This window comes from Dyadobacter sp. CY323, from assembly GCF_021390245.1.
Lineage (GTDB): Bacteria > Bacteroidota > Bacteroidia > Cytophagales > Spirosomataceae > Dyadobacter.
This window is the reverse complement of record NZ_JAJUXH010000010.1, coordinates 271,055-288,713: the sequence shown is the minus strand read 5'-3', so window position 1 is coordinate 288,713 and position 17,659 is coordinate 271,055. Positions and strand designations below refer to the sequence as shown.

The 17,659-nt window shown below is 44.0% G+C and carries 19 protein-coding genes and 1 tRNA gene; 11 read left to right on the top strand and 9 right to left on the bottom strand.

Annotation, left to right across the window (positions count from 1 at the left end; genetic code table 11):
• Positions 1 to 31: 31 nt before the first annotated feature.
• Both atpC and atpD read right to left on the bottom strand, forming a co-directional pair.
• Complete coding sequence (gene atpC / locus LZG72_RS16620; protein WP_233874906.1) at positions 32 to 274, bottom strand: ATP synthase F1 subunit epsilon; 243 nt, start codon at positions 272 to 274, stop codon at positions 32 to 34.
• Between the two features lie 76 nt (positions 275 to 350).
• Positions 351 to 1,865, bottom strand: coding sequence for a F0F1 ATP synthase subunit beta (gene atpD / locus LZG72_RS16615; protein ID WP_233874903.1), 1,515 nt, complete (start codon positions 1,863 to 1,865; stop codon positions 351 to 353).
• 264 nt (positions 1,866 to 2,129) lie between these two features.
• Between atpD and LZG72_RS16610 the strand changes: the two genes are divergently transcribed.
• The 8 genes from LZG72_RS16610 (at position 2,130) to LZG72_RS16575 (ending at position 9,096) form a co-directional block, all read left to right on the top strand.
• Positions 2,130 to 2,363 carry a DUF433 domain-containing protein gene (locus tag LZG72_RS16610; RefSeq protein WP_233874900.1) on the top strand — a complete coding sequence of 78 codons (234 nt, stop codon included), beginning with the start codon at positions 2,130 to 2,132 and terminating at the stop codon, positions 2,361 to 2,363.
• Positions 2,364 to 2,696, top strand: coding sequence for a DUF5615 family PIN-like protein (locus LZG72_RS16605; protein ID WP_233874896.1), 333 nt, complete (start codon positions 2,364 to 2,366; stop codon positions 2,694 to 2,696). It begins immediately after the preceding gene.
• An 18-nt stretch (positions 2,697 to 2,714) separates the two neighbouring features.
• Positions 2,715 to 5,375 carry a hypothetical protein gene (locus LZG72_RS16600; RefSeq protein WP_233874893.1) on the top strand — a complete coding sequence of 887 codons (2,661 nt, stop codon included), beginning with the start codon at positions 2,715 to 2,717 and terminating at the stop codon, positions 5,373 to 5,375.
• A 41-nt stretch (positions 5,376 to 5,416) separates the two neighbouring features.
• Positions 5,417 to 5,869: a hypothetical protein gene (locus tag LZG72_RS16595; RefSeq protein ID WP_233874890.1), complete on the top strand. Its 453-nt coding sequence runs from the start codon at positions 5,417 to 5,419 to the stop codon at positions 5,867 to 5,869.
• A gap of 46 nt (positions 5,870 to 5,915) precedes the next feature.
• On the top strand, positions 5,916 to 6,626 hold the full coding sequence (locus tag LZG72_RS16590) for an ABC transporter ATP-binding protein (protein WP_233874887.1): 711 nt from the start codon (positions 5,916 to 5,918) through the stop codon (positions 6,624 to 6,626).
• Positions 6,627 to 6,727: 101 nt separating this feature from the next.
• On the top strand, positions 6,728 to 7,450 hold the full coding sequence (locus LZG72_RS16585; RefSeq protein ID WP_233874883.1) for an RluA family pseudouridine synthase: 723 nt from the start codon (positions 6,728 to 6,730) through the stop codon (positions 7,448 to 7,450).
• 77 nt (positions 7,451 to 7,527) lie between these two features.
• A complete protein-coding gene (locus LZG72_RS16580) occupies positions 7,528 to 8,262 on the top strand; it encodes a hypothetical protein (RefSeq protein WP_233874880.1) in 735 nt (244 codons plus the stop codon).
• A gap of 57 nt (positions 8,263 to 8,319) precedes the next feature.
• Positions 8,320 to 9,096: a hypothetical protein gene (locus LZG72_RS16575; RefSeq protein ID WP_233874872.1), complete on the top strand. Its 777-nt coding sequence runs from the start codon at positions 8,320 to 8,322 to the stop codon at positions 9,094 to 9,096.
• 71 nt (positions 9,097 to 9,167) lie between these two features.
• Here LZG72_RS16575 and LZG72_RS16570 read toward each other — a convergent pair whose 3' ends face one another.
• Both LZG72_RS16570 and msrA read right to left on the bottom strand, forming a co-directional pair.
• Positions 9,168 to 9,692, bottom strand: a complete 525-nt coding sequence (locus LZG72_RS16570; protein WP_233874858.1) for a porin family protein — start codon at positions 9,690 to 9,692, stop codon at positions 9,168 to 9,170.
• Positions 9,693 to 9,833: 141 nt separating this feature from the next.
• Positions 9,834 to 10,523, bottom strand: coding sequence for a peptide-methionine (S)-S-oxide reductase MsrA (msrA, locus tag LZG72_RS16565; protein WP_233874855.1), 690 nt, complete (start codon positions 10,521 to 10,523; stop codon positions 9,834 to 9,836).
• A gap of 116 nt (positions 10,524 to 10,639) precedes the next feature.
• Between msrA and hemJ the strand changes: the two genes are divergently transcribed.
• Entirely contained in the window at positions 10,640 to 11,176 is a 537-nt protein-coding gene (gene hemJ, locus LZG72_RS16560) for a protoporphyrinogen oxidase HemJ (protein ID WP_233874851.1), read from the top strand.
• 62 nt (positions 11,177 to 11,238) lie between these two features.
• Complete coding sequence (locus LZG72_RS16555) at positions 11,239 to 11,904, top strand: tetratricopeptide repeat protein (RefSeq protein ID WP_233874848.1); 666 nt, start codon at positions 11,239 to 11,241, stop codon at positions 11,902 to 11,904.
• Positions 11,905 to 11,972: 68 nt separating this feature from the next.
• On the opposite strand, the gene LZG72_RS16550 is transcribed toward LZG72_RS16555, so the two are convergent.
• The 3 genes from LZG72_RS16550 to hpt all read right to left on the bottom strand — a co-directional run bounded on the left by LZG72_RS16550 (position 11,973) and on the right by hpt (position 14,081).
• Positions 11,973 to 12,056 (bottom strand) — tRNA-Leu (locus LZG72_RS16550).
• 57 nt (positions 12,057 to 12,113) lie between these two features.
• Positions 12,114 to 13,514, bottom strand: a complete 1,401-nt coding sequence (locus LZG72_RS16545) for an MBL fold metallo-hydrolase RNA specificity domain-containing protein (RefSeq protein ID WP_233874838.1) — start codon at positions 13,512 to 13,514, stop codon at positions 12,114 to 12,116.
• 39 nt (positions 13,515 to 13,553) lie between these two features.
• Positions 13,554 to 14,081 carry a hypoxanthine phosphoribosyltransferase gene (hpt, locus tag LZG72_RS16540; protein WP_233874836.1) on the bottom strand — a complete coding sequence of 176 codons (528 nt, stop codon included), beginning with the start codon at positions 14,079 to 14,081 and terminating at the stop codon, positions 13,554 to 13,556.
• 110 nt (positions 14,082 to 14,191) lie between these two features.
• On the opposite strand from hpt, the gene LZG72_RS16535 reads away from it, so the two are divergent.
• Complete coding sequence (locus tag LZG72_RS16535) at positions 14,192 to 15,406, top strand: lipopolysaccharide assembly protein LapB (protein ID WP_233874828.1); 1,215 nt, start codon at positions 14,192 to 14,194, stop codon at positions 15,404 to 15,406.
• Between the two features lie 56 nt (positions 15,407 to 15,462).
• On the opposite strand, the gene LZG72_RS16530 is transcribed toward LZG72_RS16535, so the two are convergent.
• Together LZG72_RS16530 and plsY are read right to left on the bottom strand one after the other, a co-directional pair.
• Positions 15,463 to 16,824 (bottom strand): dipeptidase, encoded by a 1,362-nt coding sequence (locus LZG72_RS16530; RefSeq protein WP_233874825.1) that lies wholly within the window; start codon positions 16,822 to 16,824, stop codon positions 15,463 to 15,465.
• A 99-nt stretch (positions 16,825 to 16,923) separates the two neighbouring features.
• A complete protein-coding gene (plsY, locus tag LZG72_RS16525) occupies positions 16,924 to 17,583 on the bottom strand; it encodes a glycerol-3-phosphate 1-O-acyltransferase PlsY (RefSeq protein ID WP_233874816.1) in 660 nt (219 codons plus the stop codon).
• Positions 17,584 to 17,659 lie beyond the last annotated feature (76 nt).

Sequence of the window (17,659 nt, the reverse complement as noted above, 5' to 3'; positions counted from 1 at the left end):
CAGCCTCTGCTTTTCCTTCAATCTTGTATTTCTATAAAATAGCTTCTGCGAGAACCAGCACCTTATTATTAAGTACCTCCACAACGCCGCCGTCGATCAGGTAAGTTTGCTTGGTAACTCCGGTATCTACCACAACGTCCCCTTTGGCAAGTGCGCTCACCAACGGTGCGTGACGGTTCAGTACCTGAAATTGTCCCTCGGTTCCTGGTAAAGTAACGGAGTTGGCCTCTCCCGCGAAAACTTTTTTATCTGGCGTAATTATTTCTAAATGCATTTTTTAGCTTTTAGCTGTTAGCGATTGGCTGTTAGCAAAATAGTATAGGCTAACGGCTCAGCAGCGGATTCTCCGATTAACGGGTTGCTTCCGCTAGCATTTTTTCTCCTTTTGCCTGCGCATCTTCAATGGTCCCAACCAGGTTGAAAGCCATTTCAGGAAGGTGATCGTAAGCTCCGTCCATAATCAGGTTGAAACCTTTAATGGTATCGTTGATATCAACCAAAGTTCCTTTTAGACCGGTGAACTGCTCAGCAACAAAGAATGGTTGTGACAAGAAACGTTCCACACGACGGGCGCGGGATACAACCAGCTTATCTTCGTCGGAAAGTTCTTCCATACCAAGGATCGCAATGATATCCTGCAATTCTTTGTAACGCTGAAGAATGCTTTTGACGCGTTGTGCGCAATCGTAATGCTCGGCACCCAGAGTTTCAGCATTCAAAATACGTGAAGCCGAATCCAGTGGATCCACAGCTGGGTAAATACCTTTTTCAGAAACTTTACGGCTAAGTACCGTAGTAGCGTCCAAGTGGGCAAATGTCGTCGCAGGAGCAGGGTCAGTCAAGTCATCCGCAGGTACGTAAACTGCTTGTACGGAAGTGATTGAACCTCGTTTTGTAGATGTAATGCGTTCCTGCATCTGGCCCATTTCGGTTGCCAGCGTTGGCTGGTAACCTACGGCTGATGGCATACGTCCCAAAAGGGCTGATACCTCAGAACCTGCCTGCGTAAAACGGAAGATATTGTCGATAAAGAAAAGAATATCACGACCCTGACCTTCGCCATCTCCGTCACGGAAATACTCAGCCATTGTTAACCCTGAAAGCGCCACACGTGCACGTGCGCCAGGAGGTTCGTTCATTTGTCCGAAAACGAAAGTAGCCTGTGAATCTTTCAATTCGTTGTAATCAACTTTTGAAATATCCCATCCACCTTCTTCCATGCTATGTTTGAACTCGTCGCCGTATTTAATGATACCGGCTTCGATCATTTCACGCATTAAGTCATTTCCTTCACGTGTACGTTCTCCAACGCCAGCGAAAACGGAAAGACCTGCGTATGCTTTTGCAATATTGTTGATCAATTCCTGGATCAATACCGTTTTACCTACACCGGCACCACCGAACAAACCGATTTTACCTCCTTTTACGTAAGGTGCAAGCAGGTCAATTACTTTGATACCTGTAAAAAGTACTTCAGTAGCAGTAGCAAGGTCCTCAAACTTAGGAGCCGAGCGGTGAATCGAAATACCATTTGTAGAATCCAAAGGAGTAAGACCATCGATCGCTTCACCGATTACATTGAAAAGGCGACCTTTGATACCTTCGCCGATTGGCATTCTGATCGGTGATCCCAGTGGAGTCACCTTCATACCGCGCTGCATACCTTCGGTACTATCCATCGCGATGGTACGGACGCGGTCTTCGCCCAAATGTTGCTGGCATTCCAGTACAACTTTCTGACCATTAGGTTTGATGACTTCAAGCGCATCCAGGATCGAAGGAATGCTTGTGGCATCTTCAAATGATACGTCTACAACCGGGCCAATTACCTGCGTAATTTTTCCTATGTTTGTCGCGTTTGCCATTATATGATTTTGATTATCTCAGATGAGGTTTTTTTCAGACCGCAAAAGTAGGAGATAATTTGGTTAGTACCAATAGCAAGCCACTTGATTAATAGGATATTTTTTAGAAAATCGGCCTGTTTTTTGGCAATTAATAGGCTCTTGATTCCTGCATTGTTACCTGTAAACAGTGGAGCGTTGTCCAAGCAACGGGAGTTTCGAAGTAGTTGACTATTTTAATCAGTAGCAAAAAAGGTTAAATTTGACAAGGTTGATAGGAACACAATGGATAAACAACTTCTTGAACGCATCACTTTTAACCCAAACCAATGTGGGGGCAAGCCTTGTATACGCAATATGCGTGTACGTGTGACCGACATTCTTGAACTACTGGCAAATGGACTGACTCCGGAACAGATTCTGATCGATGAGTTGCCTGACCTTGAACCGGAAGACATTACTGCAAGCCTTATGTATGCGGCGGTAAAGCTTAACCATCCGGTTTTACAGGCTGCTTAAATGATCATTCTTGACGCCCAGCTCCCACCCAGTCTTGCTCCCTGGATCACTTCAACTTTCAAAATTGAATGTTACTCTGCTCAATTCCTGGGCCTTGCTGAGGCAGACGATAAAGAGATCTTTTTTGATGCGAGAAAGAAAGACGCGATCGTTATAACAAAAGATGATGATTTCGTGACACTGTTAAACCGAAATGGCAGTCCCCCAAAAGTAATCTGGCTGACTTGTGGAAATACGTCGAAGGTCAGGTTAATGCAAATTTTTAATTCACAATTGATCCAGGCTTTTGATTTGCTGGAAACGAGTGATCTCGTTGAGATTACCGGGTTTTGATCGCACTTAAATAATTATATGAAGGAATTCTTTTTCTGGAAAGTATGGTCTTCGTCGGAACGCAGGATGGTGATTGCCGGCTTGGTTCTGATCGTTTTAGCCGTGCTTTTTTTTATTGTTAAAACGATAGATCCACTGGATAATGTCGTTCGCTGGAATGTGTTGAGTGAGCTTTCGGATATCAGTACCTCGGTAGATATTCTTCAGCTCGGGCAGTGGCAATATGGCGTTTCGTCCCTTTCGCATTTGGTAACCGAAAGCTTCATCGCGTCTGTCATGGAGGTTGATTTGCTGACGATCAGGATCTTTTGGGTTTTTGCATTCGCGGGTCTTTCCCTGATCCTGGCGGCACTTACAACAATGCCGCGATTCTGGTACCTGGCCGGAATGATTATTTTTATTTTATTTCTCGGTTTTTCCAGACTTGAATCGCTAGGTGTTTTGGGAGAAAGTCGGCTTCTATTTATCCTGACAGTGATTTTATATGGTGGCGTGAGCTATTACTTTCACGCCTTTCGGCAGGACTTTGGAATAAGTGCCCGGATCATAAGTTTTCTTGGGATTTCTACATTAATCGCTCTAATTGTCTTTATATCAACGACATCTTCCCACCCGGCTTTAAATGCAGCGGTTTACTCATTTCCACTTTGGCTGGTCATCACGGTGCTTTTCCTGCTGGTGAGTTCCACGGAAATTATGGCGGGGCTGGTTTGGCTGAGCACGAGCGGATCAGTCAATAAAGGAAAATCCGGATTGGTTAACTTTCTGGTGATCAGCGTGCTTTATTTGTTAGTACTTGTTCTGATCTTTCTTAGAAACACGAAGCAGATCGATTGGAACGTCACATTGATTAGTCCGATTATTCTTGCATTAATTTCGGCAATTTTAGGTTTGTGGGGTTTCCGGCGGCGTGCCGATTCGACGGGTGGCTTGATCCCCTTTCGGAGTACCGGTTTCTGGCTTTATCTAGGAATGTTCCTGATTGCCGTCGCATTTTCGGCATTGATGGCTGGCACTGCAAACGACCCGGTTTTGGAAACGTTGGAAGATGTGGTTGTGCAGGGTCAATTAGCGATGAGTGTGCTATTTCTTTTTTATGTGTTGATCAATTTTTATCCTCTTTTTCAACAAAGACTGGCCGTTTACAAAGTTCTTTACAAACCACTCCGTTTCGGTTTGACTCAGACACGTCTGTTTGGGGTTGCTGCAGTATTCGTCTTATTTTCCACTCAAAAGTTACTTCCGGTCAATCAGGCAATTGCGGGTTATTTTAATGGGTTGGGGGATCTTCATGCGACTTTGCAACAGTTTACTTTGGCCGAGCAATACTATAAGCTCGCATTGCAACAGGAATTTCAGAATCATAAATCCAATTATGCACTGGCTTCGCTGGCGCTAAAACAAGGCGACCAGAATGCTGGAGCGTACTATTTCAGACAAGCTCTTTTAAAAAACCCTTCTCCCCAGGCTTATGCGGGACTCAGCGGAATTCTTACCCAGGAGAATCTTTTTTTTGATGCGGTTTACAGCTTAAAAGAAGGCATTCAAAAGTTTCCAAAAAGTGGCGAGTTGCTGAATAACCTGGGAATGCTTTATGCAAAGACGAATGTGGCGGATTCGGCATATTATTATGTAGATAAATCGAAATCGTACTCGCAGCGTCCAGAAATTCCTGCTACCAATTTGTTAGCTATTCTGGCAAAAAGCACCGATTCACAGCTGCTTGATTCACTTTCTCAGGGCAGTGAAAAGCAGGATTACAATTCCTGGCAGGCAAACTGGCTGGCTGTAAAGAATTTGAGGCAACGGTTTTCGAAAGAAACTTACAACCAAAACGTTGTTCAGCCGGACTCACTTTTGAGCGCGTCGTCATTTGCATATTTGATTAATTACGCTACAAATCAGGCGAAGCTGGACAGTTTTCCTGCAAGACTTTTGCCTAAACTTGCCGCAAAAAATCCGGTACTTTCTCAGGATCTCAGCTTTGCAGCATTATACTCTGAATTTTACAGTGGCGATAAGTTAAGGGCATTAGAAACGCTTTCGGCCTGGGCTGCCGAAGACGATCAGAAAAGCGATCTGTATCATAAGATTTTGGGACACTGGCTATTACAGTTGGGCTTATACGACAAAGCAATGGAGCCACTTTCGGTGGTTGAGGGAATTGAGGGGACGATTGGAATGGCGGTCGCCAATGCACTTTCAAACAAAAAGGAGATCGCGGTGATCTTGCTGGATAAATTGCAGGAAAAGGAGAGTAATCCTGCCGTCGAACAGTTGAAACAAACATTACTTTCTGGGGTAAGTTTGAAAACTGCATCCGATTCGCTTTTGCTAGTAGCTACAAAAAATCCTTCTGACGTAACAATGTCGCAACTTGTTCGAGCTAACCCATTTAATGCAAAAGCAGTGGCTGCCGCCTCATCCTATTTCCGAAATAAAAAGCAACCTACCAAAGCCTACAAGCTGGTGATCGACGCATTGCGGTACAATGAATATGCGCCGGAGATCTGGGAGCAATATGCCTATCTGAGCTTAGATCAGGGTTTATTAACCCAGGCGGCAGAAGGAGACGAAAAAGTGAGGCAATATGCCGAGCCTGCCGATTATCAGCATTTTTTGACGCGCTATCAGCCTATGCGGGCACTTATCGAAAAACAACGGGCGGAATTTCAATGATTTAATATTTTAGAGATTCATAATCTGCACTTCATCAACAAATGTCTTTAACCTGGAAATCGAATTTTAGCGGAACGGAGCACCGGATTTTCAGGGGCAAAATAATAGCCGGGTTGCTGAAAACCAGTACCTGGAAAAACGAAGGATACGGAGAACTTAACGGACATCTGGTCCGGTTTAAAACCAAAGGGTTTTTGCAAAAGAAAACAGATATCCAAAGCATTGACGGAGATAAAATTCTCGGCAACATCGAATTTCATTTTCTGAAAAGCGCCGCAACCATTACGTACAACGACATAAGCTACGAATGGAAGTTTGAGCCGTGGAGCCGCAGGAAATGGTTTGTTGCCAACAATGGCACCCGGGCTGATTTCAAGCTGTCGGGGTTTTGGCAGAAAACAGGGGAGGTCCAGAACGAAGATATTCCAGCGGCGGTTTTGCTCGCATCTTTGTACACATTCATTTATTTTCAAAAGACATCAGCTGCGGTCTGACATACGTTTTAGCCTGTTTTAGTTATTTAAAAGAAAAATCCCATACATGAAAATCATAGAAACTACGGAGATTTCAAAACGATATGTAATGGGTACGGAAATTATCCAGGCATTGAAATCCGTGACTATTTCGGTCAATAAAGGAGAATATGTTGCATTTATGGGGCCTTCCGGTTCTGGGAAATCAACCCTGATGAACATCATCGGATGTCTTGACACACCATCGACAGGCCGCTATGTTTTGAATAATAAAGACGTGAGTGACATGACTGAAAGCGAACTCGCTGAAATTCGCAATAAGGAAATCGGGTTTGTATTTCAGACTTTCAACCTTTTGCCAAGAATGTCCTCGCTGGATAATGTTGCATTGCCGCTGATCTATGCAGGTCTAAACAAATCGGACAGAACTGAAAAGGCAATGCTCTCCCTTAAAAACGTGGGCCTCGAAAACCGGGCCGGGCACAAACCGAATGAATTGTCAGGTGGTCAGCGTCAGCGGGTTGCTATCGCCCGGGCTTTGGTGAATGATCCGAGTATCCTGCTGGCAGATGAACCTACCGGAAACCTGGATTCAAAAACTTCATACGAGATCATGGATTTGTTCGATCAGCTTTATAGTAAAGGAAATACGATTGTTATGGTGACGCACGAAGAAGATATCGCGCATTACGCGCACCGCATTGTCCGCCTCCGAGATGGATTAGTCGAATCCGACACCATAAATCCGAATCCTACGAGGGTTACTGCATTGGTATGATTATATTTACACCAGAGACTGCTTAAATTTTTTAAAGTGAGCGAATCCGAATGAATTATCGTTATGTGGTAATTCATTCGGATTATTTTTATTGAACAATTATGAAATTGAATTTTAAAGACCTCATAGTATTTGAAGATGAGGATTTTCTGTTGGTTAACAAACCGCCACACCTGGCAACACTGGATGAACGGACAGCAGACAGAGGAGGAAGCGTATTGCGGCTTGCCAAAGAATATAATCCTGATTTACAGGCTGCACATAGATTAGATAAGGAAACATCGGGAGTCCTCGCATTCGCGAAAAACCCGGCAGCTTACCGCCATCTGGCAATGCAGTTTGAGCATCGTGAAGTGACGAAACGCTATCATGCAGTTGCAAATGGCATTCATAATCTCGATAGTATTTCCGTTTACCTGCCAATTCTCCCCTTAAAGAACGGCACTGCCGTAAAAATTGACCGGGCGGAAGGCAAGGTTGCTGAAACCATTTTCAACACATTGCAGGTTTATCGCGGATACACATTAGTAGAATGTATCCCCATAACCGGACGTATGCATCAGATACGCATCCATTTATCCTGCCTGAAAGCTCCTATTGTATGCGATCCTCAATATGGAGGTGAGCCTATCTTTTTGTCGAGCCTGAAACGCAAATTCAATTTGAAAAAAGAGACAGAGGAACAACCTCTTATTCAACGTGTTGCACTACATGCGCATTCTCTTTCCTTTGCTGTAATGAACGGAGACCCCATACGTATCGAAGCTCCGTATCCCAAAGATTTTGAGGTGCTTGTGAAGCAATTAAATAAATTCGGAATGTAATAGCACACTTTTTTAGGATAGGTGAAGAAAGTTTATGTAGGTTTAAAAAATCTATCTTTCATTTTAACTTCACCAATATGCATTTACACACATTTAAAAAGTTGCTTATTACGAAAGTTGCTTTCTTCGCCTTCCTTCTTGTCCAATCTGCCGCCGCTCAAACGCCCGCAAAAAATGATGTGATTGTTAAGCGTGACAGTTCTCGGATTCAGGCTTTGATTACCCAAATGAGCTACGAGAAAATCAACTACCGCGACCTGGGAACAGCCGATAGTGCCAAAACCTACATATATCTCGATCAGGTCGCTAGGGTTTTGCTAAAAAACGGGAAAATCATCAATGTGAAAGATTCCGTTTTAGTCGGTAAGGTCCCACCGGATAGCGTAGGCCAATATGCAGACATGAATAATTTGCCGACCAATGCATTTGACAAAAGTGTGGTCATGGCGAACTCAGATCAGTTGAGGGATAAATACGAATATTATAACAACAAAGCGATCGATGGTAGAACCGGGGCGATTGTCTTTACTTCGATTGCCGTTGCGACGCTGGTTTCCGGGATAATCGTCTCTTCAACCGGGGATAGCCCTGACAACAAAACGATCGGTACGTCTCTGGCCATCGCGGGTCCGGTTTTCGGGGGCGTTCTCGGGCTGATCACTTTCCGTAATCATAAGGTGAATAAAAAGAAAGCCGGGAAAGTGAAAGCGGAGCTCGAACGCAGAAATCAGCCATTGACATCATTCAGGATCAGCCCGGGTTTCGACCCGTTAAATAAATCTGGCTACCTTACTTTGAGAATGTCGTTTTGATCCAGGTAAATTTTTTACTTCATTAGTTTAAAATTCTACTCATCAAGCTTTTTCAGAATGAAAGTAAGTTTACCTAAAGTAGCGCCAATCCTGTGTGCGATGCTGTTTTTATGCGCAATTGCGACATTTTGCTCTGCTCAAACGCAAAGAAAACCCGATATCATTATGCTTCGGGGCGACTCTAAATTAGAAGTATTCATTCAGGAAGTGGATGAGAGCGTCGTTAAATACAAGAAATTAACAGATCCGGAAGGCCCGTTATTTACGGTCAAAAAGAGCGAGATCACCTCCATTAAATACGGTAATGGTGAAGTCGAGACGTTTGAGGCAGTTCTGGAAGTACCAAGCTACTATACACCCTCATCGGCACAGCCAAATTCGGTTAAACCTGCGGCAGCACCTCCCAGAAACGGAAATAAGTTAATGGAGGAAATAAGAGCTTCTCCCTCAGATCAACTTCGTGCTACCTACAAATTCTATAAAGCCAAGTCGAAAGGCGGGCTGATCATGGGGATAGCCGGAACCTCCGCTGGGGTTCTTGTTGCAGGGATCGGAACAGGTATTTTAGCCAGTGCAACAGATGCAAATGGGAATTTTGCTACTTATGCCGATGAACGCAGGGCGTTGAGGGGTGCCTGGATGATGATCGGCGGCTTTGCCGGAGCTACTACGTTTGGAACAGTCGGTTTTATCAAATTTGGCAAAAACGGTTCAAAAGCCAACAGGATTAGAAGGGAGTTGATTCACCGGGGTGAGCCCCTTGCATGGAGGATCAACCCAGGGTTCAATCCGGTAACTCAATCAGGATATGTCAGAGTGAGTTTGAATTTTTAATAGACATGGTGAAATGAAAAAGGTCGCTGGAAACATTTCCGGCGACCTTTTTTTTATTTATTCGACTTGTCTTAGAATTTGAAAGCGATACCAGCTTTTAATGGAGAGGCATTATAACCAACCTCAGCAAACACGCCCATATTCGGTTTAAAATAGTAGCGTGCTCCTGCAAATGCACCGAAGAAAACACCGCTACCATACGCGTCATAACCAATGCCGTCATATGATGAGCTCGCAATACGATAGCCCAATGCAGGGCCAGCGTAAAGGTCAAGATTATCCATTTTCAGGAAATGCTTTCCGTAGTGATATGAACCTCTGGCTGCGATATTAATAAAATTGTAGCTCCAGCCGTAACTGTAAATTCCTCCACCATACCCCCAATGCACAAAGTCGAATTGACCACCTACGCTGATGAAGTCATGCACACCACCTTCGAACGATGCACCTGCACCGATCCCGCCACCACCGTACGTGCCGCCTAAGTTGATACCAACATTCAGTAATTTATCTCCTTTTTCAAACTGGGCGAAAGCCTTTTCGGAAGTTGCGCTGAAAGCGGCGGCAACCAGAAACATAAATAGAATCTTTTTCATCGTAATAGATTAGTTATTGTTAAAAAATAATGGCACAAATTAAAGCCTTTATTTGAACGCTTCAAAACTTGTGCCATTTATACTTATTATGCGGATACTCTCACCTTATAACTGGCCTTTATCCAATTTTAAAGGTTGAAATCAGATTTGTTTCCGTAATTTCTCTTTGAAAACTTTTTTGAACTTGTCCAGTTTTGGGGCAATGACAAACGCGCAATATCCCTGGTCGGGGTTGTTTGCGAAATAGTTTTGATGATAGTCCTCTGCGGGATAGAACTTCGGAGCTTTAGTAATTTCAGTGACGATCGGATTCGAGTATGCTCCGGATTTATCAAGCTCAGCCTTCGCTTTTTCCGCCAGATTTTTCTGCTCATCGTTGTGATAAAAAATCACGGACCGATACTGAGTTCCCACGTCATTGCCCTGACGGTTCAGGCTTGTAGGGTCGTGGCTGCGGAAAAACGCTTCAAGTAAGTCGGCATAGCTAATCACTTTCGGGTCATAGGTGACTTCTACACATTCGGCATGTCCGGTGGTTCCTGTACAAACATCTTTGTAATTAGGATTCGGGTCGTGGCCTCCGGAGTAACCTGAAATTACCTTTTTGACGCCGTCTAAAGACTCCAGTACAGCTTCGGTGCACCAAAAGCAACCCGTGCCGAAAGTTGCGATTTCAGTATTCGCGGTATTTACATTATTCTCGTCCAATGCGGCGGACGCAGTTGCTTTATCCATATTTTTCTTCTGTTTTTTATCAGATTGCGCGCACGAAATAATGACCATGCAACACATAAATAGAAATGTGAAAATGGGGATGGTGGTTCTAATCATGTTAATAGTGTTGATTTTTTCAAATTGGTAACGAAACGCAGACAAATAAAGTTTTATCGGCTTATTGATGTATAATTTACGAAATTTGAGTACAAAAAGATCGGTACAATTCCTCTATGACCTACCTTCATTTTAAGGCTCTGCATATTATTTTCGTTGTTAGCTGGTTCGCCGGGCTGTTTTATATGCCCCGGTTATTTGTGTACCACACCGAAGCAAAAGACAAGCCGAATCCCGAGCGTGAAATACTTTTTGCGCAGTTTACCAAAATGGAAAAATTGCTCTGGAACGCGATCATGACACCTGCAAGCTGGCTGGCATTATTGTTCGGATCGATCATGCTTTACATTACGCCGGCGTGGCTGGAGCAGGGTTGGATGCAGCTGAAATTGCTTTTTGTCCTGGGACTTTTGGGATACCATTTTTTTACCGGCAAGATCCTTAAGGAGTTAAGCCAAGGAAAGTTTCGGTTTTCATCTTCCCAGCTGCGGTTATTTAATGAAGTCGCCACCATATTTCTATTCTCCATTGTATTCCTGGTCGTTTTGAAAAATACAGTCGACTGGCTGTGGGGAGTACTCGGGCTGATCATCTTTGCTGTATTGATTATGACGGCCGTAAAAATCGTAAAGCGGGTCCGGGACAAAAATTAAGGTTCGCTTTTTGTATATGTGTTCCGCCGAATACCGAGCGTAACCGTAATTCAATCTAGGTAATGGAGAACTTTTTGCACCGCTGCTTTTTTCTGTCGATCACATATATCTGCTGTTCGTTGATCCGGGATTGTCCTGAAAAAATTAATCTGCTTCCCATGTATGGCAATGCCAAAAAATGTCCGGAGCAAATTGAGGCAGACCGAAGGTTTTTGCAAGAGACTGACGGATTATTTCAGGGCGATAGAAAACGGGCGGCAGAAGACCGGGTTGCGAGAGCCTGGGAATACTTCGATGCAAATGTCCAGGATACGGCAATGATGCGGTTCAACCAGGCCTGGTTGCTCGATAGCAGCAATGCAGAAGTTTATTGGGGTTTCGGAAACTTGTTAGGAGGTCAGGAGAGGTTTAGAGAATCCATACCGTTCTTTAAAAAGTCGCTCCGGCTCAATCCCGAAAATCCTATTGTTTGGGAAGCAGCAGCCCAGAGCTACGGCAACATTTATGCGGATACCCGTAGCCAAAAAGATCTGGATAGCAGCATTTATTACCTGAGGCACTCCTTCAGACTGGATCCAAAAAACAGTGGTACCATATCCAAACTGACGATGGCTTATTTGTATGCAATGAAAAAGGATAGCGCGACCAAATATTTGAAGTTGGCAGAACAAATAGATCCAGGTTCAGTGCCTGACGAAATCCGGCGGATGATTCAGTCTATCAAATAGGGTAAGCATTTGGCACTAATTTGGCCTAAATCAAAAACGCCATTCCTGATAGCAGGAACAGCGTTTTGTGCCGAAGGCGGGACTCGAACCCGCATGGGGCAACCCCCACACGCCTCTGAAACGTGCGTGTCTACCAGTTTCACCACTTCGGCATTTGAAATTGGGTTTGCGAAAGTAGTAAAGACTTGGCAGGTTTTAAAGCAGACCGTTCAAATTTCTACATTTTCGTAAAGAGCGGGAATTTCAATATTCTTAAACCCAGCATTTTGCAGTTTTAATTTAAACGAAACCTGCGTTTCATACTCACCATGGACCAGGAAAACCTTTTTTACACGTTCGGGATTCTGGCACGAAAGAAAATCCAGCATTTCATTGTAGTCTCCATGACCGGAAAATGACTCCATCGAGGTCACATTGCAGCGGACTTCAAATTGTTCCCCAAAAATGTTAACCTGCTTGTCGCCCCGTTTTAAAACTCCGGCTAATGTATTTGCGGAAGCATAACCGACCAGTAAAATTGTCGCCGTCGGATTTCCAATGTTGTTTTTAATATGATGCTTGATCCTCCCGGCCTCCGCCATTCCGGATGCCGAAATGATAATGCAAGGTTCTTTCTTTTCATTCAAGGCAATGGAGTCCTGCACATCTGAGATGTAATGGAGATAGGGAAATGCGAATGCGTCGCCATCTTTTTCAATGTACGCGAGAATTTCCGGATTGAAGCATTCTTCATGATCCTTCATGATCTTGGTAGCACGGATCGCGAGCGGACTGTCAATGTAAACCGGGATGCGGGGCAGTTTACCCGAGCTATATAGTTGGTCGAGAGCGTAAATCAATTCCTGTGTACGGTCAATTGCAAACGCAGGAATGATGAGTTTGCCGCGGTTTTGAACGCACGTTTCCTGTACAATTTTCAAGAGATGCGCGTGCATATCGCCTTCTTTTTCGTGCAGACGGTCGCCGTAGGTAGACTCACAAATAATAATGTCGGCCTGGGGGAAAACGTCTGGTTTTTTCAGAATACGATCTTCCGGCCTGCCAATATCTCCGGTGAATGTGAGCTGCGTAAATGTCCCTTTGTCTGGTATTGTTAAGTGAACGGCTGCGCTACCGAGTAAATGCGCTGCGTCTGTAAGTACCACCGCCACTTCGTTTTCCTTTCCGACATAGAAAGTCTGGCCATACTTTACCGGTTTGAACAACGTCAATGCTTGCGCAGCATCTTCTGAGCTGTATAATTCTTCCAGCAAAGGCCGACCTTGCTTTTGACGCCTCCGGTTGATCCGTTCAACATCTTGTTCCTGAATATGGGCGCTGTCCATTAACATAACCCGGCACAGATCAGCGGTGGCGGAAGTACAATAAATCGGTCCGTTAAAACCTTTTTTGACCAGCCGGGGGATCAACCCCGAATGGTCGATATGGGCGTGAGATAAGATCAGATAATCGACTTCGGAAGGTTTGAAACCAAATGTGTTATTGAATTCATCTGTTTGAATCCCTTGAAAAAGCCCGCAGTCGAGTAATATTTTAGTGCCTTTTTCGGTGGTAATCAAATGCTTGCTTCCGGTGACGGCTCTTGCAGCCCCAAAAAATTGAATATGCATATTTAGAGGTTTGGTCGTTGAATTTTGAGGCGTGTAAGTTTATTCCAAAGCGTAAATCGAGTCCAGGTTTCTGCCAATTTCATCATAATCAAGCCCATAACCAACCACAAATTTGTTACCAATTTTAAAGCCGGTATAACGTAACTCGATCGGTGTTTTTAGCGATTCTGGTTTGTGCAGTAATGTAGCGACTTCCACCGACTTTGGAGATTTTTCCCAAACTTTCGATATTAATTGACTCATTGTGAGGCCAGTATCTACAATGTCTTCAATGATGATAATGTCCCGGTTTGCCAGATTCTTATCTATTCCGATAATCTCTTTTACTTCCCCGGTAGATTCTGTTTTGGAATAGGATGAAACCCGAATAAACGTAATTTCGCAGGATAATGGGATTCTCTTGACAAGCTCACTTGCAAATAGAAATGCCCCATTCAAAACCACCAGGAAAACCGGGCAACTGTCCTTGTAATCTCTGCTGATCGACGCGGCCAGCTCGGTTATGCGGGTTTCAATTTCTTCTTTGGAAATAAAAGGGACAAATGTTTTGTCAAGAATGTTAATCATATTGGCGGTGTCATCTTAAGCTGATCAATATTAACTCTTTTTTCAAAAACCGGGTCGATGACAAACGTAAAATAAAAATCCCGCGTTTAAAGGACAGATTTACCCAAGCTATGAAAAGGCTCATTAACACCATCATATTCTGCTATTTAACAGCGCATACTGTATCTGCTCAGCTGTATTCTTCGGCCGAGCTGGACAAGAATTATGATATGGTCCTCAACAACCCGAGCGTGCAGATTGAGTCGACCGAAGCGATTAATATGCTCTATAATTACAAGTTTGCAGAGGCAGATGCAGAGTTCCGGTGGCTCAAATACCGTTATCCGAAACATCCGATGCCACATTTCTTAATGGGCCTCGCAGAGTGGTGGAAGATTGTACCAAATACGGAAAATGAGTCGCACGACAAAGCTTTTCTGGCTCAGATGGATTCGACCATTAATCTTGCAGAAGAACTTTACGATAAGGAGAAAAATAAAGTTGAGCCGGCATTTTTCCTGGCGGCTGCATATGCATTTAAAGGAAGGTTGTACGCGGAGCGCGAGAGTTGGACGAAAGCAGCTTTTGCGGGAAAAAAGTCTCTGAAATATTTCGAGCAATGTAAAGGAAATGGCGATCTGACTCCTGAGCTGCTTTTTGGGGATGGACTTTATAATTACTACGCTGAATGGGTCCCGAAAGAATATCCGATCCTGAAACCGATTTTGGCGCTTTTTCCAAAAGGCAACAAGAAGCTCGGGGAGCAGCAGCTTGAAAAAGTAGGAAATAATGCATTCTACACGAGGGTGGAGGCGAGGTACTTTTTATTGCAGATTTACAGCATGGAAAATGAGCACAGTAAAGCCTATGAAATGGCAAAATACATGTGGCAGACCTTCCCAAACAATCCTTATTTCGAAAGGTATTTCTGCCGGACTGCATTTGTAACCGGAAAAATGGCCGAGGCTGAAACGGCCGCTCAGAACATCATTGATAAAATTACTCAGGGAATGCCTGGCTACGAGGGCGTTAGTGGCCGAAATGCGGCTTATGTTTTAGCGTATTACAATATGAATTACCACCGTAACTATGAGGCTGCGAGTGGCTTTTATAAAAAAGCAATCGAGTATTCTACTCAGACTAACTCGACCAATGCAGGCTATTATATTTCATCTCTCATTGGTTTGGGTAAAATTGCCGAGATCCGAAAAGATTATGACGAGGCTTTGAAATACTATAAAACCGCCGATGATAAGGCGGATAAGAAATCGAGCCAGGATAGAGAAGCGAAAACTGCAATCGCTAATCTGAAAAAAATGAAGCGGGAGCAGCGACGGAAACGGTAGCGGCGCGCCAGACTTACCAAGTCTACTAAGACTTGGCAAGTCTCTCCTCCGGCCGCTTATTTCTTCAACGCCGCATAATGCTTGAAAAACAGCGGTATCGTTTCAATTCCTTTATAATAATTGAACAAACCGTAACTTTCATTCGGGGAATGCAATGCATCAATATCCAGCCCGAAACCCATTAAAATACTTTTCCGGCCCAATTCCTGCTCAAACAGCGCGACGATTGGGATACTTCCGCCACCACGCGTTGGAATCGGTTTTTTGCCAAATGATTCTTCCATTGCCATTTCAGCCGCTTTGTACTCAACCGAATCAGTTGGAGTAACATAAGGTAAGCCGCCGTGATGCGGGATAACTTTTACTTTTACAGATGCAGGCGCAATAGATTCGAAGTGTTTGGTAAATAACTCACAAATCGCATCGTCGTTCTGGTTCGGGACTAATCGCATTGAAATCTTAGCATTCGCTTTGGAAGGCAAAACCGTTTTGGCACCTTCACCAATATATCCGCCCCAGATCCCATTTACATCCAGCGTCGGGCGTACGGAAGTTCGCTCAATAGTCGAATAACCCTTTTCCCCCAAAACATCATTGATATCCAAATCCTTTTTATATTCCTCGAGATCAAATGGAGCTGCGTTTAATGCATCGCGTTGCTCAGTCGTAAGATCCTCGACGGTATCATAAAAACCGGGAATGGTAATGTGCCCGTTTTCATCTTTCAGCGAGGCGATCATTTCACAAAGTACATTGATCGGGTTGGCTACGCCGCCGCCGTAAACGCCCGAATGCAGGTCACGGTTTGCACCAACTACTTCCACTTCCACGTATGTCAATCCCCGAAGGCCGGTTTCGATGGATGGAACATCGTTCGCGATAATGCTGGTATCTGAAATCAGGATCGTATCGCATTTCAGCATTTCCTTATATTCTCTTACAAAAGCGCCAAGATTGGACGAGCCTATCTCTTCCTCACCTTCGATCATGATTTTCACATTGCAAGTGAGCGAATTGGTAGCCAGCATCGTTTCCAACGCTTTGATATGCATATAAAACTGGCCTTTATCATCACAGGAACCTCGCGCATAAATCCGTTCGTTTTTAATTACGGGTTCAAATGGGGGGGAGTTCCAAAGTTCATACGGATCTGCCGGCTGAACGTCATAATGTCCATAAATCAATACAGTCGGCAATGCCGGATCTACCATTTTCTCACCATAAACTACCGGATGTCCCGCCGTTTCGTAAATCTCCGCCTTATCTGCGCCAGCATCCAAAATGCTATTCTTTACAAATTCGGCTGCCTTTCTCATATCGTCTTTGAACTTGGAATCCGCACTAACCGACGGAATTCTTAGCAAATCCAAAAGCTCATTCAAAAATCGGTCGCGGTTAGTTTCAATGTATTTTTTCATTTGTTAATGTTAGTTCGATCACGTGGAAAGGAAAGCCAAGATAAAAAAATAACCCCTAAGGTCTGGCCTCAGGGGTTGGTATTTCTTTTAAAATCGTGATTACGAATGACTGGGTTGCGATTTTGACCTGCCGAAAATCTTGACGCGGCTTTCGTTTCCATTGAGTAGCCTCACGATATTTTTCTGATGCGTGAGTACAACCAGAATGAACATCGTAAACCCGAAAACGATCAGCAGCGGCTCCGGATGCCCGAACAGGCCAAGCCAGGAAAGAACCGGAAACGCTAACGTCGCCAGGATAGAACTCAGCGAAACGTATTGAGACGCAACGAGTGTCAGGATAAAGATAGTAATGCAAACCGATGCAAGTTCCGGGTGGATTGCGAGAACCATTCCAAGTAGCGTCGCGATTCCTTTGCCACCTTTGAAGTTTACGAAAACAGGGAAAATGTGACCGATGATAGCAACGATCCCGAAGAGTATTTTGTAGACAAGCAACTCAGTCTCGCCAATTTCATTCATATAAAAAAGCATCGACGCAAGGCAGGTCGCTGTCCAGCCTTTCATCACGTCAATCAGCATTACAACCGTTCCTGCACGCTTTCCTAAAACCCTGAACGTATTGGTTGCACCTGCATTTCCACTTCCTTGTTTGCGAACATCAATCCCAAAGTATCCTATTCCGTACCAGACTGAACTTGGGATCGACCCCAACAAATATGCAGCAACAACTGAAATTATTATTAAGACAATACTCATCTTGTACTATTCAATGATTATTTTAAATTACAATAAGTTTTGTTCAAAAATACGACAGTTAAGCGATTTTGCAAGA

Bases quoted from the DNA above. Each gene is read 5' to 3' on its own strand.
- atpC (WP_233874906.1), bottom strand. From the start codon at position 274: ATGCATTTAGAAATAATTACGCCAGATAAAAAAGTTTTCGCGGGAGAG.
- atpD (WP_233874903.1), bottom strand. From the start codon at position 1,865: ATGGCAAACGCGACAAACATAGGAAAAATTACGCAGGTAATTGGCCCG.
- LZG72_RS16610 (WP_233874900.1), top strand. From the start codon at position 2,130: ATGGATAAACAACTTCTTGAACGCATCACTTTTAACCCAAACCAATGT.
- LZG72_RS16605 (WP_233874896.1), top strand. From the start codon at position 2,364: ATGATCATTCTTGACGCCCAGCTCCCACCCAGTCTTGCTCCCTGGATC.
- LZG72_RS16600 (WP_233874893.1), top strand. From the start codon at position 2,715: ATGAAGGAATTCTTTTTCTGGAAAGTATGGTCTTCGTCGGAACGCAGG.
- LZG72_RS16595 (WP_233874890.1), top strand. From the start codon at position 5,417: ATGTCTTTAACCTGGAAATCGAATTTTAGCGGAACGGAGCACCGGATT.
- LZG72_RS16590 (WP_233874887.1), top strand. From the start codon at position 5,916: ATGAAAATCATAGAAACTACGGAGATTTCAAAACGATATGTAATGGGT.
- LZG72_RS16585 (WP_233874883.1), top strand. From the start codon at position 6,728: ATGAAATTGAATTTTAAAGACCTCATAGTATTTGAAGATGAGGATTTT.
- LZG72_RS16580 (WP_233874880.1), top strand. From the start codon at position 7,528: ATGCATTTACACACATTTAAAAAGTTGCTTATTACGAAAGTTGCTTTC.
- LZG72_RS16575 (WP_233874872.1), top strand. From the start codon at position 8,320: ATGAAAGTAAGTTTACCTAAAGTAGCGCCAATCCTGTGTGCGATGCTG.
- LZG72_RS16570 (WP_233874858.1), bottom strand. From the start codon at position 9,692: ATGAAAAAGATTCTATTTATGTTTCTGGTTGCCGCCGCTTTCAGCGCA.
- msrA (WP_233874855.1), bottom strand. From the start codon at position 10,523: ATGATTAGAACCACCATCCCCATTTTCACATTTCTATTTATGTGTTGC.
- hemJ (WP_233874851.1), top strand. From the start codon at position 10,640: ATGACCTACCTTCATTTTAAGGCTCTGCATATTATTTTCGTTGTTAGC.
- LZG72_RS16555 (WP_233874848.1), top strand. From the start codon at position 11,239: ATGGAGAACTTTTTGCACCGCTGCTTTTTTCTGTCGATCACATATATC.
- LZG72_RS16545 (WP_233874838.1), bottom strand. From the start codon at position 13,514: ATGCATATTCAATTTTTTGGGGCTGCAAGAGCCGTCACCGGAAGCAAG.
- hpt (WP_233874836.1), bottom strand. From the start codon at position 14,081: ATGATTAACATTCTTGACAAAACATTTGTCCCTTTTATTTCCAAAGAA.
- LZG72_RS16535 (WP_233874828.1), top strand. From the start codon at position 14,192: ATGAAAAGGCTCATTAACACCATCATATTCTGCTATTTAACAGCGCAT.
- LZG72_RS16530 (WP_233874825.1), bottom strand. From the start codon at position 16,824: ATGAAAAAATACATTGAAACTAACCGCGACCGATTTTTGAATGAGCTT.
- plsY (WP_233874816.1), bottom strand. From the start codon at position 17,583: ATGAGTATTGTCTTAATAATAATTTCAGTTGTTGCTGCATATTTGTTG.